Below are 20281 nucleotides of genomic sequence, written 5' to 3'. Positions count from 1 at the left end.
CATGACGAGTATGTGGGGTTCGCCGTACCGCTCGCGGTGGCGTGCGCGGAAGCAGAACGACGGCCAGGCGCGGTTTCTTTCGGTGTCATCGCTTCGCTGGGTGATCCGGAATAAGGCGTATACGCCGTGGTATCTGATCCGCTACTACCGGCTTCTGAAGTTCCGCATCTCGAATCCGCACGTCATCCTCCGTGGAATGGTGTTCCTCGGCAAGAACGTCGAGATTCACGCCACGCCCGGTCTCGGCCGACTTGAAATCGGGCGCTGGGTACACATCGGTGACGGGAACGCCATCCGCTGCCACGAGGGATCGCTGCGGATAGGCGACAAGGTTGTGTTCGGTCGGCAGAACGTGGTCAACACCTACCTCGATATCGAGTTCGGCGATGCGGCGCTGATCGCTGACTGGTGCTACATCTGTGATTTCGACCATGTCATCGAAGACATCACCATGCCGATCAAGGATCAAGGCATCGTCAAGGGGCCGACGCGGATCGGAGCCGATACCTGGATTGCCACTAAAGTGACGGTGCTGCGTAACACCGCGGTGGGCCGTGGCTGCGTCCTCGGAGCCCATGCCGTGGTGAAAGGGGTGATTCCGGACTTCAGCATCGCGGTAGGCGCGCCCGCGAAGGTTGTCAAGAACCGAAAAGACACGTGGGAGAAGTCAGCGGAGGAGCGGCGCAAGCACGCAGAAGCACTGGCAGACATCGAGCGAAAGAAACTGGGTGACGTGCGCGATGCCGGTTAAGCCCACCCAGCCCGCCTAAGACGGAAGGTTTAGTGCGCGCGCCCTGGTGATTTCCAGAGCGCGCGCACTAAGCCGAATGCTCGGCAGGGAGCCTATTTACTCGGCACTTTCTTTCGATTCGCGGCCCTTGAATTCCTCCATGCTGTGATAAACACCGAGGACACGTCCAGCCAGGAAATCCCATGCCTTCGTAGGCAGCACGCCCTTGAGGCCCTTCGACAGCAGGACCGTCTTCGGCAGGAAGATCAGCGGAGTGCCGTTCTTCATGCCTTCCCAGCTCTTATCAACGACTTCCTGTGGCTTCAGGATGGGAGCCAGCAGTGGGCCCTTCGCACCTTCGAACATGCCGGTGTCGATGTAGCTCGGGCACACGGTGGTCACCTTGACGTGCTTGTGGCCCTCCTGCTCGAGTTCGAGACGAACGGAGTCGCTCCAGCCCAGCGCAGCCCACTTCGAGCCGGCGTATACCGACATCTTCGGGTTCGCAACGGTGCCAGCCGCGCTGGCGAGGTTGATGATGCGTGACTCGTCCTTACGCTCGAGCATCCCGTTGATGAATGCGCGCGTGATGTACATCGGTGCGAGCACGTTGATGTCGATCGTGAACTTGGTGTCACGGAGGTTGTCGTGGTCCCAGAAGTGCTTGCCGCGAACGACTCCTGCGTTGTTGATCAGTACGTGCGGCGCACCGTACTGCTCGTTGACTTCCTGAGCGGCCTTCTCGATCTGGTCGAGATCGGCGACATCGACCACCTGAGCGTGGACTTTGCCGCCGGCTTCTTCGAGAGCTGCGGCTGTCTTCTCAAGCTCCGGTGCGTTGATGTCCCAGATAATGACGTAATCGGCGCCGTCTTTGATTGCCTTCTCGGCAAACAGACGCCCCATTCCCATGGCCGCACCCGTGACTAGCACGGTCTTACCCTTCACTGAAAAACCCATAACGGTCAGCCTATCCCTTGTGATCGAAGTATGGTGAACCGCTCCGCAGGGTGGGGGAGCCGCTCAGCGTCCTGGCAATGGGCGCTCGACGATAGTGGGGCGCGCCAGGGTCCGGTGTGGACGTTTGCTCGTCGTCTTGTATACCTCAGATGTAGCAAATGAAACCGAGGACCAGTCGAATTCCCGGGTGAGACGTCTGCGCGCGGCCTCGGCCATATGCTGAGTTAGTTCGGGCTCATCGAGTGCATTCCGGATGCAGCTTGTCAGCGCTGCTGTATCGCCCGGAGCGAACGTCCGGCCGGTCACCCCGTCGATCACCGCCTCTCCGAGGCCGCCAGCGGTCGAGGTGATGAGCGGTGCCCCGGTGGCTGCCGCCTCCAGAGCGACAATGCCGAACGGCTCGTAACGGCTGGGCAGCAGGATCGCATCGGCTGTGTAGAGCCAGTCCAGAAGCCCGTCATGATCAAGAGGTCCGGCGAATTTGACGGCTCGGGCCACGCGCGCCTCGCGGGCGCATTGCATGAGCCACTCGAGTTGCGTCCCGGAGCCCGCGATCGTCAGGGTCGTGCCGGGGTGAGTTTTCCGGACCTCCCGCAAGGCCTTGATCGCGTCCTGAACGCCTTTCTCGTATTCCAGCCTGCCTGCATAAAACAAGCGAGCGGGGCCGCCGTGCGGTACCCGCGGCTGATAAGCCCATGTAGCCGTGTCTATGCCGTTGTGGATGACGGTCACGGGCGAGAGAGCGGGCCCGAACAGCGCACACACTTCGTCTCGCATCGACGTCGAGCACGTGATAAGCGCATCTGCAGCGTTCGCCAGCCACCACTCGACCGAATGGACTTGCCTGTTGATTCGGCCCGACACCCAGCCGCTGTGCCGTCCTGCCTCTGTTGCGTGGATCGTCGCGACGAGTGGAACGTCGAGGTGTTCACTCAGCGCGACCGACGCGTGTGCGACGAGCCAGTCGTGCGCGTGGATCACGTCGGGTTGCCAATCTTCGCTCAGCTGCAGGCCCGCACGGACCATCGCGTGCCCCATGGCGAGGGTCCAGGCGATCATGTCTTCGCCAAAGACCAGATGGGGCGGGTCTTCGGCGACCGCGACGACCCGGACACCTTCGGTGCTCGTGTCGGAAGTGGGGTGCGTTGACGCGTCAGTTCCGGAAGGCTGGCGCGACAGCACGACGACGTCATGACCGGCTTCGGCAAGGTGAACCGCCAGGTTATGGACATGCCGTCCGAGGCCGCCCACGACGACGGGCGGATACTCCCAGGAGATGATGAGGATTTTCATCGAGCTACCCCACTTCCTGCCGTGAGCACCCGGCTATCGAGTGCCGGGAAGAGGCCGTCAGCATGCTGCCACCCAGCGGCGAGTGCGCGGGCGCGGGCCTCGTCGCCACTCAGCGCGGCGGCCGCGATCTCCCGCGCGGCGTGTGCGTGTTTGTGCGCGCGGTCGCGTGCATAGTCCACCGCTGAGTCCTTGGTGACCATAAAGGCCCAGTCACTAGCGAGGCAGAGCAGTGCCTCCCGGATGATTTGATCCGAAACGGTGTCCCGGGTGCTTCGGGGCAGATGTTCGGCCCGCTTCTTTACCGCCGTAAGCGCGAGTTCCGCGACCTCAGCGTTGAGCTGAACGAGGTCCTGGACGTCGTCACCGGCCCACACCCGCCAGTCCTTGCCGGACCCCCAAGATGAGTCCGGAAGCTGCACTGGGGCGCCAACGTAACCGCCGTCCATCGCGTCCTGCAAGGTCCCAACCTGGATACCCGCCTCGGGCAGCCGCCGCAGCACAAGCTCAAGCCATTCGGGTCCTTCATGCCACCAGTGGCCGAAGAGTTCGGTGTCGAAGGCGGCAACGACGAGCGCCGGTCGCCCGATGCGCGCCGACTCGTCAGCGAGCCGCCGCCGGACTGTTTCGACGAAGTCATCGGCGTGCTCGTCGAGCGCGGTGGCAGCGCGGTGCGGATCGTAGGGAGCCTTGCGCTCGGCAGGCGTGTTCTTGCTCGTCACGCGCGCCGGTTTGAGTCCAGTGGGGTGGTGATAACTGTGGAAGTCCCGGTAGTCACGGTGCCCCGGGTACCCGGACTTCGGCGACCATACGCGGTAGCTGACATGCAGATCGCGGCCGAAAGCGACTACTCCAGATGTTCCCACGGGACGTCCGAGACTGGTGTCACCGCGCAGGCTCGGTCCGTCAACGAGGAAGTGTGACACTCCGCTGCGCTGGTACAGCGATTCCAGACCCTGCGTGTATGCGCACTCCGGAGCCCAAATACCCGTGGGTTGGGTGCCGAAGCGCTGTCGAGCGTCTCGAAGCCCCTGCTGAAGGGCGAACGACCTGAGTTCTGGGTCCAATAGCGGCTGGAACGGGTGCGTGAGGGGCCCGCCGAGCAGCTCAATAGCACCTGCGTCGGTAAGAGAGCGGATGAGGCCTGCTCCGCCGTGGCGCCAGTTCTGTTCGAAGTCTTCGACGGCTGCGGCCGAGGCGCGATGCTCGCGCCCGCCTAGCCGCCGCAGAGACGCCGGTGATACGGCGCCGCTACCGCATTCGCGGGCAGTGGCGAGTGCTGCTTCGTGGCTGCGCAGCTGCCAGTTGCCGAGCCAGTCGTACATGCCTGCGAGGGTGTACGGGTCGTCGAGCTGGGCGGCGAGCACAGGGGTGACGCCGAGGCTGACCAGCCGGGAGCGGCCTTCGTCTGCGAGGCGACGGAGAACGCGGAAGACCGGCTGATATGTCGCCGCCCACGATTGATAGAGCCATTCTTCGCCCACGGGCCAGCGGCCGTGGTGCGCGAGCCATGGCAAATGGCTATGCAGAACCAGGCAGAACATGCCTGGCACGCTGCCCCCGCTGTGATTCTTCGCGGTACTCGGGTGCACGGTTGCGGATGTCACCCTTTCACCGCGATAGCGACGAGATCGAGGCTGGCGTCAATGTCGGCTTCCGAGAGCACGAAATCGTCGGCGGTCACCCCCGCTACGTCCGCGCTCAGTGCTTCCGGCCACGGCGTTCCAGCGAGGGCGTACCTGAGTTGCTCGTCGATGAGGGAACCGCCGTAACGGGCGTCGAGTTCTTTGAGGCGGCCGCCATGGTGAACGCCGGTCATTGTCTTGATCCCGAAACCCCCGTCGGACAGCAGTTCCGTTAGCTCGGACGCGGACAATTCGCGTGTGTGGAACGGGTTGAGCGGGGTTTCGCGACCGGGGGAGAAGGTGATGCGGTTTGGTGTTGAAATAAGAAGCTCACCGCCTGGGCGAAGGACCCGGTGGCATTCCTTGATGAACTGCAGCTGATCCCAAAGATGTTCGATCACTTGAAAATTCACGACGACGTCGACGGAATCATCCGCGAGCGGGAGCGCCGCGAGGTTCGAGCGCACGGGGGTGATCGCTGGGTATCGTCGGCCCGCGTGCTCCGCGGCCTGCTGGTCGTAGTCGAGGCCGATTACGCGGTCCGCGGCGTCAGCGAGCAGAGCCGCGCCATATCCTTCGCCGAAACCCGCGTCGACCACGACCCTGCCGGCACACCGAGCTAGAAGGTCGAGGTAGACGATCTCGTGACGCCTGAACCAGTAGTTTTCTTCAGCGATACCGGGCACGGTCCGCTCACCGGTGAGGGGGAGGTGCCCGGGGGGTGCGGGATCGCGTGCGGGGAGATCAGTAGTTGCGCCGGTGAAATCAGTCACCCACGCAGACTACGACCACTGCGGTGTATCTCTCGAATCTCTCCGGCACCCGCTACTGCCATTCTCACGATCAATAGAGTATGTTCACGTTGGTACTTGCACATAAGTTACTCGCCGGTAACATAGGTGTGGGTAGTGGTCATCGCAAGACGCGACGACTGAAGAGTTACCGGAGCCTGAATTTTCCACCACTCGCAGGAGGTCAAGTAAGACCCATGACAAATGTAGTCGTCTTGATCAAGCAGGTCCCCGACACATGGTCTGAGCGCAAACTGAGGGAAGATGATTACACCCTCGACCGTGACGCTGCTGACCCTGTGCTCGACGAGATCAATGAGCGTGCAGTTGAAGAAGCGCTCCTCATCAAGGAAAAGCATGGCGGCGAGGTGACTGTGCTTTGCGCCGGACCTGATCGTGCAACCGACGCCATCCGCAAGGCCCTGTCAATGGGCGCGGACAAGGCGATCCACGTCAACGATGAGTCACTCCACGGAAGCGACGCAATCCAGACGGCGTACGTTCTCGCCGCGGCTCTCGGCACCGTTGAAGGCACCGAGATTGTCATCACGGGTAACGAGGCCACAGATGGCCGGGTCGGTTCGATTCCCGCGATGATTTCCTACTACCTCGGCATTCCGCAGCTTACGCACCTGCGCAAGCTGGATATCGAGGGTGACAAGGCCACCGGCGAGCGCGAGACTGACGAAGGTGTGTTCACCCTCGAAGCGTCACTCCCTGCGATCGTGAGCGTCAACGAGAAGATCAACGAGCCGCGCTTCCCGTCCTTCAAAGGCATCATGGCTGCGAAGAAGAAGCCGATCGAGACCCTGTCGCTGGCAGACCTGGGTGTTGAGGCTGATGTCGCGGGCGTCGCGAATGCAGCGACGACGGTGACGGGTGCGACACCGAAGCCACCGCGTGCTGCAGGTGAGAAGGTCGCCGACGAGGGTGACGGCGGCAACGCAGTCGCGAAGTACCTCATCGGCCAGAAGATCATCTGATCCTCGCCCCTCAAACACCAGACAGCGCAAACAAGGAGTCGTATCAATGGCAGAAGTACTTGTGCTCGTTGAGCACTTTGAGGGTGCTCTGAAAAAGGTCACCAGCGAACTGATCACCGCTGCCCGCAACATCGGTGAGCCGTCGGCGGTCGTCGCTGGCGCGCCAGGGACCGCAGCCGCACTCGCGGATGACCTCAAAGCCGCCGGTGCGGAGAAGATCTACGTCGCCGAATCTGACGAGGTCGAAACCGTCCTCATCACGCCGAAGGTTGACGTGCTCGCCGCGCTCGTCGAGCAGGTGACCCCAGCTGCAGTGATCACCGCAGCCACCATCGAAGGCAAGGAAGTTTCCGGGCGTCTCGCCGCGGCGATCGACGGCGCGCTTCTCGTCGACGTCACCGAGGTCCGCTCCGATGGTTCGGCGAACCACTCCATCTTCGGTGGCGCGTGGAACGTCGACGCCAAGGCATCAGGTGACCGTATCCCGGTCATCAGCGTGCGCCCCGGCGCAGTGGAAGCCGAGCCGCAGGCAGGCGCGGGTGAACAGGTCACCGTCGAGGTGCCCGCCCAGGAAGAAGGCATCACCCGTATCACCAAGCGCGACCCTGTCGTTGCTGGTGATCGTCCAGAGCTCACTGAAGCCACCATCGTTGTTTCCGGTGGACGCGGTGTGGGCAGCGCCGAGAAGTTCTCAGTTGTCGAGGAACTCGCCGACGCTCTCGGCGCAGCAGTCGGTGCTTCCCGCGCCGCTGTCGACTCGGGTTACTACCCAGGCCAGTTCCAGGTCGGCCAGACCGGTAAGACGGTTTCGCCGAACCTGTACGTCGCGCTGGGAATCTCGGGTGCCATCCAGCACCGTGCGGGTATGCAGACGTCCAAGACCATTATCGCGGTCAACAAGGACGAGGAAGCCCCGATCTTCGAGATCGCGGACTACGGCATCATCGGCGACCTCTTCAATGTGGCTCCGCAGCTCACCGAAGCAGTGAAGAAGCACAAAGGCTGAGATCGTCAGACAGTCAGTCAGAGCCCCGGCCTAGGCCGGGGCTCTCGCTGTCTCGGGACCAATTTCTGTTGAGTTCACGTGCTCTTTTCGCTCCGGTCGCACACTGCTCCACAGTGCGTCATCTCGGACGAAACGTTCACCGGCACGGCGCGACACTGTCACCTTCGCGTCGCCCCTGCGCCCAACTGCCTCGGTAGACACCGAGGCATGACCACTTCCTCGGTGCTGATACCGGCCCCGGCCGTGCGACGCGACTGCGCGCCGCACGGGCACAAGGGGCCGCGCTACTCACTGGTGCTCTCCACGGATCGCGCCGATGTTCGCGCAGTGCAGGCGTTGCGCTACGAGATATTCCGGTCAGAACCGGGATTCAGCGATTCGATAGGTGAGGACGGTCGCGATGCCGATCGCTTCGACGAGTTCTGCGACCACCTCCTCGTGCGGGACGAGGCGAACGGCGAAATCATCGGCTGCTACCGGATGCTGCCGCCAGAGGCCGCGAATGCTGCTGGCGGCTACTACACCTCGACCGAATTCAGACTTACTGGTTTCGACGGCATCATGTCGTCGACAGTCGAAATGGGCCGCGCATGCGTCCACCCCGACCACCGGAACGGAGCTGTCCTCAGCCTGATGTGGGCGGGGATCCTGCAGTACCTGACCCTGACTCGAAACGAATGGGTCCTCGGCTGTGTCTCGGTGCCAGTACAGTTCAGCCCCGGTGATGTACCCGGCGCGAACGTACGTGCGGTACGTGACGCCCTTCATACGCGGCACCGTTGTCCACCACCAATGGACGCGCACCCTTTCCGGCCGGTGGTGCTCGACGGGCGGGGACTGGACGACATCGCTGCTCCGGAGCGGGTGCGAATGCCCCCACTGCTGCGTGGGTACCTGCGACTTGGAGCCCGTATCTGCGGGGAGCCGGCTTACGATCCCGACTTTGGTGTGGCTGATTTCGTCACTGTGCTCGGGGTGCGGCAGGCAAACCAGCGCTATCTCGAACGCCTTCGCTCCGCAGCCACGAGTTCGTCAGCACCAGAGGAAAACCGATGAGCCTTCCGCAAGGTTTTCACGTCACCACCACGCACGCGTGGATGCCAGTGAGCCCGTGCGGGGCGGGATGCATCCCGCCCGATCGACCGGGTGCTGGTCGCTGGATTGCGGCAACGCGACTCGTCCGCACCGCTGGGGTGCTCGCGGCGGCGCCTGCGCTCTTCACGGTCCAGCCGCTGATTCCTGTAGCTCCACGAGTGCGTCTGCAGTGCGCGTTCTCACGGCTGCTGCTCGCAAGTCTTGGGCTGCGCATTGTCGTGGTGGACAAGACCGGTGGTGTGCACCCACAGCAACGGGGCGTGCTGATCGTCGCCAACCACATTTCGTGGCTTGATCCCGTGGTGATATCAGCGATCGCGCCGAGTTCCTTCGTGGCACGTTCGGACATGCTCACCTGGCCGGTGATCGGCCACCTAGCGCGATGCGCCAGGACGATCCCGATTGCGCGTGAGAACCTGCGGGCACTGCCCGGAACGCTGCACGAGGTGACGCGGAGGCTGCGGGCCGGGCATCGTGTTGCCGTCTTCCCTGAGGGCACTACCTGGTGCGGCAGGTCGTGGGGCACGTTTCGTCCGGCGTTCTTCCAGGCGGCTTTCGATTCGGCAGTGAGTGTCGCTCCCGTCCATATTCGCTACACCGACGCGGCCGGTAAGTTGAGGACGGAGCCGTGCTTCGTCGGCGACGATGGATTTGTCCAGGCATTTCTGCGTATCCTCCGACTCCGCGACACCACGGTGGAGATCACACTTCTGCAGCACGAACCGCCTATCGGGGACAGGAAGACGCTTGCGGCACGGTGCGAGGCGCACCTCCGGCAGGCCGACTTCGCACAGTTGACCTTTGACGGAACTTTCTCGCCGGATCCCATCGTGGCCTGATTCGGGGCCTGAGAGACCGAGCGAGAGTGTGCTCTCCCGCGGTATTCGTTTCTCGAGGGGGTCCGGGACTATCCTGGCTATCGCCATGACTTCGCCAGGACATTCGGTATACCTCGATCACGCCGCTGCGACACCACTGCTGCCTGAGGCGCTCGAGGCGATGACCGCTGCCTATCGCCACGCCGGAAATGCAGCCTCCCTGCATGGCTCCGGGCGCGCCGCGCGCCGGCTCGTGGAGGAATCTCGTGAGTCGATCGCGGAATCGCTCGGCGCGCGCCCCTCCGAAGTGGTCTTCACCTCCGGTGGAACGGAAAGCGACAACCTCGGGATCAAGGGCATCTTCTGGGCGCAGCGTGCTGCGGATCCTCGCCGCAAGCGCATCATCGCGAGCTGTGTCGAGCATCATGCGGTCCTTGACGCCGTCGAATGGCTGGCGACCGACCAGGGCGCCGAGGTTACGTGGCTGCCCGTTACCCATGAGGGCGCGGTGGAGCCTGCAGCCCTGAGTGCTGCGCTCGCGCAGGAACCCGAAAACGCTGCACTGGTGACGGTCATGTGGGCCAACAACGAGGTCGGAACAGTCAATCCGGTTACTGACCTCGCCCGAATTGCCCGTGCCGCAGGTGTGCCGATGCACAGCGATGCGGTACAGGCCGCAGGGCCGCTGCCAGCGCGCTTCTCGGAGAGTGGACTGTCAGCGATGAGCATCGCCGCCCACAAGTTCGGTGGGCCGCACGGTATCGGCGCCCTGCTGCTTGGCCGCGACGTGGCTTGCGCGCCGCTGTTGCACGGGGGCGGCCATGAGCGTGATGTCCGTTCGGGAACGCCGGATGCGCCAGCGGCGGCAGGTATGGCAGCTGCCCTCCGTGTCGCTGCTGAACGCCGCGAACGTGCGACTGCTCACTCGGAGCGGCTCCGTGACCGGCTCATCGACGGAATTATGGCGATCGCGCCCGACGCGCACATCAACGGTACGACGTCACGCGCCCGGCTGCCCGGTCTCGTCAACGTGACCTTCCCCGGGTGTGAGGGTGACTCCCTTCTGATGCTTCTCGACGCGCAGGGGATTGAGTGTTCCACCGGCTCGGCCTGCACGGCTGGCGTCGCACGAGCGAGCCATGTTCTGATCGCGATGGGTCTCGATCCGGTTGTGGCGCGGGGGTCACTACGTTTCTCGTTCGGGCATACCTCCGTCGACAGCGACGTTGATCGTGTACTGGCGGCATTGCCGCATGTGCTTGACCGGGCCCGTGCTGCGGGGTTTGCCAGCGCTGGTGCCAGTAGCACCTCGGAGAGGGGGTTGTAATGCGTGTTTTAGCTGCAATGAGTGGCGGTGTTGATTCCGCGGTGGCCGCCGCACGCGCCGTGGCTGCAGGTCACGATGTTGTAGGGGTCCATCTCGCGCTCTCCACCGCGCCCGGCGCACTGCGAACGGGGTCACGTGGGTGCTGTTCGCGCGAAGATGCCGGAGATGCGCGGCGAGCGGCCGACATCCTCGGTATCCCGTTTTATGTCTGGGACTTTGCTGACAAGTTCAAGGAGGATGTGATTGATGACTTCGTTGCGTCCTACGCGGCCGGCGAAACCCCTAACCCCTGCTTGCGCTGCAACGAGAAGATCAAATTCTCGGCTTTAGCCGAACGTGCGTACGCGCTGGGCTTCGACGCGGTGGTGACGGGGCACTACGCCCAGTTGCGGGACGGTGTGCTGCGCCGCGCGGTCGATGCCGAGAAGGACCAGTCGTATGTGCTGGCGGTTCTCACAGCCGAGCAGCTGGCGCGCGCGATGTTCCCGGTGGGTGATACTCCGAAGCCCGAGATCAGAAACGAAGCGGCACGGCTGGGACTTTCCGTCGCGAACAAACCAGACAGCCATGACATTTGCTTCATTCCGACAGGTAACACACAGGCTTTCCTTGGTGCACGGATCGGTGTGCGGCCTGGCAAGGTCGTGGACAGCGAGTCCGGTGCAGTCCTGGCTGAGCATGAGGGCGTCCACGGTTTCACCGTCGGGCAGCGTAAGGGACTGGGTTTGCCGGGGCCAGCCGCGGACGGTAAGCCCCGGTATGTGACGGGAATTGATCCAGAGACCTCGACGGTGACGGTGGGGTCCGCCGCTGATCTGGAGGTGTGGACGATCACCGCCCGGGACGTGATCTGGACGTCCGGCGCGGCACCTGAGGGTGCTGTTGACTGTGTCGTCCAAGTTCGTGCGCACGGCGGAACTGCTGCCGCAACAGCGGAACCTGAAGGAAGTGGCATGCGGATTACGCTTGCCAGCCCGCTTACCGGCGTGGCACGGGGCCAGGCCGCGGTGCTGTACCGCGAGGATCCTGCTGGGGACATCGTGCTGGGCAGCGGCACTATCGCAGGCACGAGCGCGCAACGCTCTGGACGTGTCGCGGCCCACGCAGGCAGCACTGAATCTCAGTGAACGTATTCGCAACCGCCACCGGCGCGGGGTCATGGCCGGGCACCGAGCCCCATGAGGCTGCACGAGTCATTCTCGGCGAACTGTCCGGCGCGGGATCGCTGCCGTATCTGCCTGAACTTCCAGCGCGCGGCGTCGGTGCGGACATGATCGGACGTGCGGCGGGATTGTTGATTGATGTCCCCGTTGACGCCTCGCCATCGGGGTACCGGCTGAGCGCAAAGCCTGGGGCACTGTGGCGGCGTGCGCGCGAGTTTCTGCTGCGCGATGTTGATGCGTTCGAAGAGCAATGGGAACGGGGAGCGCACGGAAGCGATGTGGGTGCGGTCAAGATCCAGGTGTCGGGGCCAGTCACGCTCGCAGCGAACCTGGAACTACGCAACGGCCATCCGGCGCTCGACGATGCGGGTGCCACCCGGGACATTGCGGAATCGCTGGCCGAAGGAGTGGCACAGCACGCGGCGGATGTGGGTCGCAGGCTCGGAGTACCAATCGTGTACCAGATCGACGAGCCGCAGCTCGCGGATGCGCTGGAAGGACGAATCCGTGGAGTGAGCGTGCTCCAGCCGGTGCGCTCCCTCAGTAGTTCTGAGGCGGAAGCATTGCTGCAGAAAGTCATTCGTGTTCCGGAGGCGACTATGGTGCACACGTGTTCGTCGTCGGTGCCGTGGGGCGTGCTGTCGCGACTGAAAATCGCCGCGGCGGGACTTCCTGTGGACGCGGAAAGCTCACACCTGTCGGGGGCTGAGATCGACAGTGTTGGTGCTTTCCTCGACAGCGGCCGGACTCTCGTGTTCGGCGTAGTGCCCACCGGTTCGGGGGCAGCCCGGTCAGCGGAGGAACTTGCGCAGCGTGTCATGAGTCTGGGGTCCGCTGCGGGCTTCGCGCAGAAAGTTCTGGTGCGGCAGGCTGGAGTGTCTCCGCAATGTGGCCTCGCTGGCGTGTCCGCAGCGGCCGCGAAACGCGCGACCGGTCTCGCGCGCGACGTCATGAAGCAACTCGCTGCCAGCTGATGGCTCGCCTCCGCCGTCCCGGTTTCGAGACCCGCTATATCGTGGCAACTGTTACCGGATCGCGCAGCGGACGACCGGTCCCGCCGAGGATGTCGGCGTCGATGTCAGTGCCCTGCGTTAATCTGCCGTGGTGGCTGATGTGACAGCGAATCAAGGTCCAGCGCCCGATGAGGCGCGCGAAGAATGGCAGCGGCTTGCGGAGGACGTACGCGGGCACCAGTTCCGCTACTACGTGAAAGACGCGCCGATCATCAGCGACGGCGAGTTCGATGAGTTGCTGAAGCGGCTCCAGGTGCTTGAGGACAAGTACTCGGATCTGCGGACTCCGGATTCGCCCACGCAACTCATTGGCGGCGGCTTTGCGACAGAGTTCGCGCCGATCGACCACCTCGAGCGGATGCTCAGCCTCGACAACGTCTTCAGTGAAGACGAGCTTCGTGAGTGGACGCACCGTGTGGAGGCTGAGGCCGGCACAGGCCTGCATTACTTGTGCGAGCTCAAGATCGACGGTGTCGCGCTGAGTCTGGTGTATGAAAAAGGCAGGCTAGTTCGGGCAGCGACCAGGGGGGATGGCCGGACGGGTGAGGAAGTTACGCTCAACGCCCGCACGATCGACGATGTGCCCGAGAGGCTGAGTACAACCACCGATTTCCCGATCCCTGATCTGCTCGAAGTGCGTGGGGAGGTGTTCTTCAGACTCGAGGACTTCGCTGCGCTGAACGCGGCCCTGACAGGGGAGGGAAAACCACCGTTCGCGAACCCGCGCAATTCAGCAGCAGGTTCACTGCGGCAGAAGAACCCGGCCGTCACGGCGCGACGGAAGCTGAGGATGATCTGCCATGGAATCGGTAAGCGCGAAGGATTCACACCCCAATCGCAGTACGAGGCCTATCAGGCGCTGAAAGCCTGGGGGCTGCCTGTTTCAGAGCACACCGTGCGGGTTCGCGGTGCGGATGAGATCGTCGCTCAGGTTCAGCTGTGGGAGGAACGGCGCCACGAGATCGAGCACGAGGTGGATGGGCTCGTCGTGAAGGTCGACGAGGTGACGTTGCAGCGGCGCCTCGGTTCGACGTCCCGCGCGCCGCGATGGGCGACTGCGTACAAGTACCCACCCGAGGAGGCAACGACCAAGCTGCTCGATATCCGGGTCAACGTCGGGCGCACCGGCCGGGTCACGCCGTTCGCGTACATGGAGCCGGTGACGGTCGCGGGTTCAACCGTGTCGCTCGCCACGCTGCACAACGGCGATGAGGTGAAACGCAAAGGTGTGCTCATTGGCGACACTGTCGTCATTCGTAAGGCAGGAGAAGTGATCCCGGAGGTTCTTGGGCCTGTGGTTGACCTCCGCGACGGTACAGAGCGCGAATTTGCGATGCCGTCGGTATGTCCGGAATGCGGTGCCGTGCTTGCGCCGTCCAAGGAGGGTGACGTCGATATTCGCTGCCCAAATCAGCGAACATGCCCGGCGCAACTGCGGGAACGCGTCTTCTACATTGGCAGCCGTGGCGCGCTGGACATTGAGGGTCTGGGTTATGAAGCGGCCACCGCACTGCTGGCGCACCAGGTGATCACCGATGAAGGCGACTTGTTCACGCTCACCAGTGACGATCTTCTGAAAACAGAACTGTTCCGCACCAAGGCGGGCGCGTTGTCCGCAAACGGCAAACGCTTACTCGAGCACCTCGAGAAAACGAAGTCACAACCGCTCTGGCGGGTCATCGTGAGTCTGTCCATACGGCACGTCGGCCCCACAGCCGCGCGCGCCTTGGCTACCGAGTTCGGCAGCCTCGACGCGGTCGCGGCGGCATCCCTGGAAGAACTCGCCGCGGTCGATGGCGTCGGGCCCACAATTGCGCAGGCCGTCACTGAGTGGTTCGACGTGGATTGGCACCGCGATATCGTGCGGAAGTGGGCTGACGCGGGGGTGCGGATGGCCGACGAACGCGACGCCTCGATCGCCCGGACGCTCGAGGGGCTCTCCATCGTCGTGACTGGGTCACTTGACGGGTTCTCGCGAGACGAGGCGAAAGAAGCAATCCTGACACGAGGCGGAAAAGCAGCAGGCTCAGTGTCAAAGAAGACCGCGTTCGTCGTGGTGGGTGACGCGCCCGGCTCGAAGTACGACAAGGCGGTTGACCTCGGCGTCCCTGTCCTCGACGAAGACGGATTCCGGAAGCTGCTTGCGGACGGCCCCGATGCCGTGAGCCCATTGGGCCCCCCGTGATGGCCTCGCCGCCGCACTTGGTCATCAGATCGATAGAGGCGCGCGACTTCGCCGCGGTGTCGCTCATTACCGTCGAGTCTTACCGACCCTTCATCCGCCCGGATGACGACTATTTCGCGTTACTCGCGGATACTGAACGGCGCGCGAGTGCCTCGGAAATCGTCGTAGCTGAAGTATTAGGGCAGGTTGTGGGCTCGCTGACCATGGTCGAATGTGGGAGTCCGTATGCCGATGTCGCGCAACAGGATGAGCTCGAATTCCGCATGATCGCAGTGAATCCTCGGGCGCGCGGTCACGGGGTGGGAACGGCCCTCGTCGAACACGGTATGCGCGTCGCGCGGGCACGCGGACGAAGCCGGGTGGTGCTTTCCACCATGGACGTGATGGTCGAAGCACGGAGGATCTACGATCGCCTCGGCTTCGCCGAAGCACCCGACCGGCGTTGGCACCCTGCGATCAGCGTGCTGACGTTCCCACTCCACCGAGGGGAAACCGGATAGCGGTCACAGCAGAATAGTGCCGATGATCCCCGCGAGGTAACCGAGTCGGGCGACCTCTGACGGTCTGAAGTCCGGTCCGCCGGGGCGGCCGAGGACCAGCGCCATCTCCTTTTGCCCAAGTGGCGCGGCCACCAGTGACGTCGCCATGTCTTTCCACGGCCCGGGAACCCACTCGGCCTCCTGATCGAGCATGAGCGGTTTCTTCAGGGGCATCCAGGGCAGTTCTTTCGGCCGGGTTTCCGGCGCGCCGGAACTGGTTGCAACCAGATAGGTGCCGTGTGGTCCCTCAGCGACCACTGCCGCCCAGCCGACCCTGAGCACACTTGGTGCGCCGTCGACCAGGACCTGGATCCGGTCGCTGCTTGCCATCGCGACCTGATCGATCAGCTCGAGCTCGCGGTGCGTGTCCAGCATGTCCGCATAGGGGCGGATCGAATCGACGCTTACGCCCTCGAGCCGCTCAGCAGCGGTGATGAGCGTGTCCGGCAGCGAGCCGGGAGCCATCTCGACGACAAGATCGTCCACTGCGTAGTCCGAATACCGTTCGACCACGTCGAGGGAAATAATGTCGGCTCCGACGGAACCGAGCGCGAGCGCCAGCGCTCCCAGGCTGCCCGGACGATCCGGCAGCTGGACCCGCAGCAGATACGACATTGGTGACGCCCCTCTCAAGCTTGCTGTGTAGCTCTAGTCATCGTCGCACCTTTGCGTCCCAATGTCCGACTCCACACTCGGGTTGGAAACCTCCCCGACCTTATTGACGAAACTTGTGATGCCGTGTTCACGCAGGGCTAACCAGCGGACACCTCAAGCACACTCCTGGCGCCCCCTAAGGTGGGTGCGGCACCGCGAGCCGGGGTGGCTCAAACGGATACTTCCCGGGTGAACGGCATTAGACGAACAGGTAGTCCGTCTTTCGGGTAAGGGAGTGAAGTGTACGAGAGAGGGGCGCGGTAGTTCGGATCGATGTGCCAGCGTCGCGTGCGCAGCAGGTGTGTCATGAGCGAGAGCACTTCGGCCTTGGCGAAAAACATGCCCAGACACTTGTGCACGCCACCGCCGAACGGGTCCCATGCGTGTCGGTGGTGGGTGTCTTCCCGGCGAGGTTCAGCGAATCGGTCGGGGTCGAATTTTGATGGCTCCGTCCACAGCTCAGTCTGGTGGTGGTTGAGGTGGAGCGCGACCACCACGAACCGGCCCGCGGGCACACGGACACCCAGAACCTGGGTGTCCTTCACCGTGTATCGCGCGACAACCGGAACCGGTGGCACGAGTCGCAGCGCTTCTCTCATAGCGAGGTCGAGATCGATGGCTGTGTCGAGGTCGTCGAGGGTCGGGTTATCGGGCAGCCGGAGTGCCTCTGCCCGGCAACGTTCTTGCCAGTCCGGGTGCTGGCCGAGGAGCTGGATCATGGTCGTTGCGGTGCTCGTCGAGGTGTCGTGTGCTGCCATCAGCAGGAAAATCATGTGATTCACGACATCTGTGTCGCTGAAAGCTTCGCCATCATCGTCACGTAGATGGCAGAGCACCGAGAACAGATCGTCGCCTTCGACCGCGCGGCGTCGTGCGACGTGGCGGCGCAGAAAATCTTCTAACAGGCGACGGCCCTTGAGCGCTCGACGCCATTTGGTGCCGGGGATGTCGCGGCGAACGAGCGCTGTCGCGGCCTGAACACAGTCGGTGAAGGCGTTGTTGACGCGAGCCAGCTCGGCTGGGCCCGCCAGATCCGCACCGCCCATGAACACCTGGGTTGCGATGTCCAGCGTCGCGGATTTGATGGCCGGATAAATTTCGAACCGTTCCGCTTGAGGCCACGCTTCCACGGTACGGCGGATCGGCCCTTGTAAGGCCCCGGTGTAGCCGCGCAAGCGGTCGCGTGTGAAGGCCCCCTGCATGATTCGGCGATGCTGGTGGTGCTCGGCGAAGTCGAGAAGCATGAGACCACGGTCGAAGAAGGGGCCGACGAGTTCACCCCATCCGGGACCGTTCGCGAATGCCTTGTCAGCGTTGCGGAACGCAACCTCGCAGGCCTGCGGGCCGATCAGCGCTGTCCAGCGCTTGCCCAGGAACGTCATCTCGCTGACCGGTCCATGCCGCTTCAGCGTGCGCTGCATGAAGTCCAATGGGTCACGCGTATAGGCGAGTGTCTGGCCGATCCAGGGAAGACCGGATTGATACGAAGCGGATGTGCCTCTGTCCGAAGAAAACGTCGATGTATTCCTGGTCACATCCCAATGCTTATTTGAGAAGGCCGTCCTGTCAATATGTTCTGACAGATAGATCTGTCAGAATGTAGCCATGGCGGTGAAGAACGGCACCTATCGCGGACGCAGCGCCGAGGAACGCCGAGCGGAGCGCCGGGCCAGACTCCTCGATGCGGGGCTAGAAGTGTGGTCGAACGACCCGTCGGTAACCATGACGAAGATCTGCGTACACGCCGGACTATCGGAGCGATACTTCTACGAGCACTTCGCCAACCTCGATGACGCGCTGATGGCGGTGATCGATTCTGTCGCAATAGAAATTGCGGTAGCGGCGACGACGGCCCTCGAGACGACAGGCGGAACAGCTGACGAGAGAATCCGGGCCGCGCTGATGGCGTTTGCTCAAGTTCTCATCGATGACCCCCGTAAGGGCCGTGTGGCGATGATCGAGTCGTACGCTGTCGCCTCTACCCGCCACCGCCGGAGCCAGCTGATCCAGCAGTTCGTCACCCTCGTTGAGCACGAGTCGCAGGCGATCCTCGTGCGGCCCGACCCGCCCGAGGCCGAGACCCGCATTGCGGCTACCGCATTCGTTGGCGGATTGAGCCAGCTAGTCACCGATTGGCTCGGCGGCGAGCTGGACATCGAACCTGATGCCCTGGTGGATACGGCCGTCGTTCTGTGGCGAGCAATGATGGGCACGGTGGATAAACAGGAGGCTGAGCCTCCAGCTTCAGACGAGTGTTGTTACGGCTAGGCTAGGCGGGTCCACCTTCGCGATTTCTCCGGAAAGGGGCCACAGCAGTGCCTGCCATCTCCCGCGACGAGGTTGCACACCTCGCCCGGTTGTCCCGGCTTGCGCTGACCGACGCGGAACTCGACGAGTTCGCTGGCCAGCTCGACTCGATTCTCAACCACGTCAAGGCTGTCTCCGAGGTAGCTGCTGACGATGTTCCCGCGACAGCGCATCCCGCAGCGACCGCCAACGTCTGGCGTGACGACGTCATCCAGCCAGGTTTGACGCAGGAGCAGGCGCTATCCGGCGCTCCCGAGGTCGACGAAAGTCGCTTTGCTGTGCCTCAGATCCTGGGGGAAGAACAGTGACGGACGATCTGACACGGCTCTCGGCGGCGGAACTCGCGGACAAGATCCATTCCCGCGAGGTGTCTGCCGTGGAGGCCACGCAAGCCCACCTGGACCGTATTCGTGCGGTCGACGGGCAGTACAACGCCTTCCTGCACATTGCGGATGACGAAGCGCTCTCGGCGGCCCAGGCTGTGGATGAGGCGCTAGCACGTGGCGATGAAATGCTCTCCCCGCTCGCTGGTGTGCCGCTCGCGCTCAAAGACGTTTTCACGACCTCCGACATGCCCACGACGTGCGCATCGAAGATTCTCGAGGGGTGGGTGCCTCCCTATGACGCCACTCTGACGACGCGACTGCGGCAGGCCGGAATCCCCATCCTCGGTAAAACGAACATGGACGAATTCGCGATGGGGTCATCCACCGAAAACTCGGCGTATGGGCCCACCCTCAACCCCTGGGGTGAGAACCGCATTCCGGGCGGTTCAGGAGGCGGCTCAGCCGCAGCGCTCGCCGCGTTCGAAGCGCCATTGGCGATCGGAACTGACACCGGCGGCTCGATCCGCCAGCCCGCCGCGATGACGTCCACCGTGGGCGTGAAACCCACTTACGGAACTGTCTCGCGCTTCGGGCTGGTCGCCTGCGCGTCGTCTCTGGATCAGGGTGGGCCGTGTGCACGCACTGTCCTCGACACTGCGCTGCTGCACGAGGTGATTGCCGGGCACGACCCGCGTGACTCCACGTCGATCGACACGCCCGTCCGCCCTGTCGTCCAGGCCGCGAAGGAAGGTGCGGAGGGCAGCCTCAGCGGCGTCCGCGTCGGTGTGGTCAAGGAACTGCACTCGGACTCGTACCAGCCCGGTGTCATCAGCACCTTCGACAAGGCTGTGGAGGCGCTGCGAGGTCTCGGCGCCGAAGTCGTCGAAGTGTCGTGCCCACATTTCACCTATGCACTTGCTGCCTACTATCTGATCCTGCCGAGCGAAGTGTCCTCGAACCTCGCACGGTTTGATGCGATGCGGTACGGACTACGGGTGGGCAATGACGGGACCAGAAGCGCTGAGCAAGTGATGGCGGAGACTCGTTCCGCGGGATTTGGCAAAGAGGTCAAGCGACGGATCATGATCGGTACCTACGCGCTCTCCGCGGGGTATTACGACGCGTATTACGGCCAGGCGCTCAAGGTGCGGACCTTGATCGCACGGGACTTCGATGCAGCGTACGAGCAGGTCGACGTCCTTGTCGCGCCTACCAGCCCCTTCACCGCGTGGCAGCTCGGCGAGAAGGTTGACGATCCGATCGCGATGTACCTCTCCGACCTCTGCACCCTGCCCACAAACCTTGCTGGTCATTGCGCAATGTCAGTTCCAGCTGGTTTGTCCCCCGACGACGGACTGCCTGTAGGGCTGCAGATCATGGCGCCTGCACTCGCGGACGAGCGCCTATACCGGATAGGTGCGGCATATGAAGCTGCGCGGGGGCCGCTTCCTGCGGCTGTGTGAGTTCGG

At 63.4% G+C, this 20281-nt stretch carries 19 protein-coding genes; 13 read left to right on the top strand and 6 right to left on the bottom strand.

Annotation, left to right across the window (positions count from 1 at the left end; genetic code table 11):
• Position 1 precedes the first annotated feature (1 nt).
• Complete coding sequence (locus AS9A_RS15520) at positions 2-751, top strand: acyltransferase (RefSeq protein WP_013808021.1); 750 nt, start codon at positions 2-4, stop codon at positions 749-751.
• A gap of 96 nt (positions 752-847) precedes the next feature.
• Here the strand turns inward: AS9A_RS15520 and AS9A_RS15515 are convergent, their stop codons facing one another.
• The 4 genes from AS9A_RS15515 to AS9A_RS15500 all read right to left on the bottom strand — a co-directional run bounded on the left by AS9A_RS15515 (position 848) and on the right by AS9A_RS15500 (position 5378).
• Positions 848-1690 (bottom strand): SDR family oxidoreductase, encoded by an 843-nt coding sequence (locus AS9A_RS15515; RefSeq protein WP_013808020.1) that lies wholly within the window; start codon positions 1688-1690, stop codon positions 848-850.
• A gap of 63 nt (positions 1691-1753) precedes the next feature.
• Entirely contained in the window at positions 1754-2983 is a 1230-nt protein-coding gene (locus AS9A_RS15510) for a glycosyltransferase family 4 protein (protein WP_013808019.1), read from the bottom strand.
• Positions 2980-4524 (bottom strand): 1,4-alpha-glucan branching protein domain-containing protein, encoded by a 1545-nt coding sequence (locus AS9A_RS15505; RefSeq protein WP_041452033.1) that lies wholly within the window; start codon positions 4522-4524, stop codon positions 2980-2982. The genes AS9A_RS15510 and AS9A_RS15505 overlap by 4 nt, the downstream gene beginning before the upstream one ends.
• A 59-nt stretch (positions 4525-4583) precedes the next feature.
• The gene (locus tag AS9A_RS15500) at positions 4584-5378 is read right to left on the bottom strand and encodes a class I SAM-dependent methyltransferase (protein WP_013808017.1); all 795 of its coding nucleotides are present in this window, start codon (positions 5376-5378) and stop codon (positions 4584-4586) included.
• 215 nt (positions 5379-5593) lie between these two features.
• Between AS9A_RS15500 and AS9A_RS15495 the strand changes: the two genes are divergently transcribed.
• From AS9A_RS15495 to AS9A_RS15455, 9 genes are all read left to right on the top strand, one after another.
• Positions 5594-6379 (top strand): electron transfer flavoprotein subunit beta/FixA family protein, encoded by a 786-nt coding sequence (locus tag AS9A_RS15495; protein ID WP_013808016.1) that lies wholly within the window; start codon positions 5594-5596, stop codon positions 6377-6379.
• Between the two features lie 46 nt (positions 6380-6425).
• Positions 6426-7385: an electron transfer flavoprotein subunit alpha/FixB family protein gene (locus tag AS9A_RS15490; protein ID WP_013808015.1), complete on the top strand. Its 960-nt coding sequence runs from the start codon at positions 6426-6428 to the stop codon at positions 7383-7385.
• Positions 7386-7592: 207 nt separating this feature from the next.
• Positions 7593-8441 (top strand): GNAT family N-acetyltransferase, encoded by an 849-nt coding sequence (locus tag AS9A_RS15485; protein WP_013808013.1) that lies wholly within the window; start codon positions 7593-7595, stop codon positions 8439-8441.
• Positions 8438-9319 carry a lysophospholipid acyltransferase family protein gene (locus AS9A_RS15480; RefSeq protein WP_013808012.1) on the top strand — a complete coding sequence of 294 codons (882 nt, stop codon included), beginning with the start codon at positions 8438-8440 and terminating at the stop codon, positions 9317-9319. The genes AS9A_RS15485 and AS9A_RS15480 overlap by 4 nt, the downstream gene beginning before the upstream one ends.
• A gap of 85 nt (positions 9320-9404) precedes the next feature.
• Complete coding sequence (locus AS9A_RS15475) at positions 9405-10625, top strand: cysteine desulfurase family protein (protein ID WP_013808011.1); 1221 nt, start codon at positions 9405-9407, stop codon at positions 10623-10625.
• Positions 10625-11752: a tRNA 2-thiouridine(34) synthase MnmA gene (mnmA, locus tag AS9A_RS15470; protein WP_013808010.1), complete on the top strand. Its 1128-nt coding sequence runs from the start codon at positions 10625-10627 to the stop codon at positions 11750-11752. Before AS9A_RS15475 ends, mnmA begins: the two co-directional genes overlap by 1 nt.
• The gene (locus AS9A_RS15465) at positions 11749-12762 is read left to right on the top strand and encodes a uroporphyrinogen decarboxylase/cobalamine-independent methonine synthase family protein (protein WP_013808009.1); all 1014 of its coding nucleotides are present in this window, start codon (positions 11749-11751) and stop codon (positions 12760-12762) included. The genes mnmA and AS9A_RS15465 overlap by 4 nt, the downstream gene beginning before the upstream one ends.
• 139 nt (positions 12763-12901) lie before the next feature.
• A complete protein-coding gene (gene ligA, locus AS9A_RS15460) occupies positions 12902-14986 on the top strand; it encodes an NAD-dependent DNA ligase LigA (protein ID WP_013808007.1) in 2085 nt (694 codons plus the stop codon).
• On the top strand, positions 14986-15486 hold the full coding sequence (locus AS9A_RS15455; RefSeq protein ID WP_041451135.1) for a GNAT family N-acetyltransferase: 501 nt from the start codon (positions 14986-14988) through the stop codon (positions 15484-15486). The genes ligA and AS9A_RS15455 overlap by 1 nt, the downstream gene beginning before the upstream one ends.
• A 3-nt stretch (positions 15487-15489) precedes the next feature.
• Here the strand turns inward: AS9A_RS15455 and AS9A_RS15450 are convergent, their stop codons facing one another.
• Together AS9A_RS15450 and AS9A_RS15445 are read right to left on the bottom strand one after the other, a co-directional pair.
• A complete protein-coding gene (locus tag AS9A_RS15450) occupies positions 15490-16140 on the bottom strand; it encodes an ACT domain-containing protein (protein WP_013808005.1) in 651 nt (216 codons plus the stop codon).
• Between the two features lie 209 nt (positions 16141-16349).
• Positions 16350-17714 carry a cytochrome P450 gene (locus tag AS9A_RS15445; protein WP_049793748.1) on the bottom strand — a complete coding sequence of 455 codons (1365 nt, stop codon included), beginning with the start codon at positions 17712-17714 and terminating at the stop codon, positions 16350-16352.
• Between the two features lie 70 nt (positions 17715-17784).
• On the opposite strand from AS9A_RS15445, the gene AS9A_RS15440 reads away from it, so the two are divergent.
• From AS9A_RS15440 to gatA, 3 genes are read left to right on the top strand one after another with little or no spacing between them, the layout of a single operon-like run.
• The gene (locus tag AS9A_RS15440) at positions 17785-18447 is read left to right on the top strand and encodes a TetR/AcrR family transcriptional regulator (protein WP_013808003.1); all 663 of its coding nucleotides are present in this window, start codon (positions 17785-17787) and stop codon (positions 18445-18447) included.
• 47 nt (positions 18448-18494) lie between these two features.
• Complete coding sequence (gatC, locus tag AS9A_RS15435; RefSeq protein ID WP_013808002.1) at positions 18495-18794, top strand: Asp-tRNA(Asn)/Glu-tRNA(Gln) amidotransferase subunit GatC; 300 nt, start codon at positions 18495-18497, stop codon at positions 18792-18794.
• Entirely contained in the window at positions 18791-20275 is a 1485-nt protein-coding gene (gatA, locus tag AS9A_RS15430; protein WP_013808001.1) for an Asp-tRNA(Asn)/Glu-tRNA(Gln) amidotransferase subunit GatA, read from the top strand. Before gatC ends, gatA begins: the two co-directional genes overlap by 4 nt.
• Positions 20276-20281 lie beyond the last annotated feature (6 nt).

The sequence above is a fragment of the Hoyosella subflava DQS3-9A1 genome, assembly GCF_000214175.1.
Classification (GTDB): Bacteria; Actinomycetota; Actinomycetes; order Mycobacteriales; family Mycobacteriaceae; genus Hoyosella; species Hoyosella subflava.
This window is presented reverse-complemented; position numbering and strand designations above follow the sequence as displayed.

Bases quoted from the DNA above. Each gene is read 5' to 3' on its own strand.
- mnmA (WP_013808010.1), top strand. From the start codon at position 10,625: ATGCGTGTTTTAGCTGCAATGAGTGGCGGTGTTGATTCCGCGGTGGCC.
- AS9A_RS15440 (WP_013808003.1), top strand. From the start codon at position 17,785: ATGGCGGTGAAGAACGGCACCTATCGCGGACGCAGCGCCGAGGAACGC.
- AS9A_RS15510 (WP_013808019.1), bottom strand. From the start codon at position 2,983: ATGAAAATCCTCATCATCTCCTGGGAGTATCCGCCCGTCGTCGTGGGC.
- AS9A_RS15520 (WP_013808021.1), top strand. From the start codon at position 2: ATGACGAGTATGTGGGGTTCGCCGTACCGCTCGCGGTGGCGTGCGCGG.
- AS9A_RS15485 (WP_013808013.1), top strand. From the start codon at position 7,593: ATGACCACTTCCTCGGTGCTGATACCGGCCCCGGCCGTGCGACGCGAC.
- AS9A_RS15490 (WP_013808015.1), top strand. From the start codon at position 6,426: ATGGCAGAAGTACTTGTGCTCGTTGAGCACTTTGAGGGTGCTCTGAAA.
- AS9A_RS15480 (WP_013808012.1), top strand. From the start codon at position 8,438: ATGAGCCTTCCGCAAGGTTTTCACGTCACCACCACGCACGCGTGGATG.
- AS9A_RS15505 (WP_041452033.1), bottom strand. From the start codon at position 4,524: ATGTTCTGCCTGGTTCTGCATAGCCATTTGCCATGGCTCGCGCACCAC.
- AS9A_RS15455 (WP_041451135.1), top strand. From the start codon at position 14,986: ATGGCCTCGCCGCCGCACTTGGTCATCAGATCGATAGAGGCGCGCGAC.
- AS9A_RS15515 (WP_013808020.1), bottom strand. From the start codon at position 1,690: ATGGGTTTTTCAGTGAAGGGTAAGACCGTGCTAGTCACGGGTGCGGCC.
- AS9A_RS15450 (WP_013808005.1), bottom strand. From the start codon at position 16,140: ATGTCGTATCTGCTGCGGGTCCAGCTGCCGGATCGTCCGGGCAGCCTG.
- AS9A_RS15475 (WP_013808011.1), top strand. From the start codon at position 9,405: ATGACTTCGCCAGGACATTCGGTATACCTCGATCACGCCGCTGCGACA.
- AS9A_RS15495 (WP_013808016.1), top strand. From the start codon at position 5,594: ATGACAAATGTAGTCGTCTTGATCAAGCAGGTCCCCGACACATGGTCT.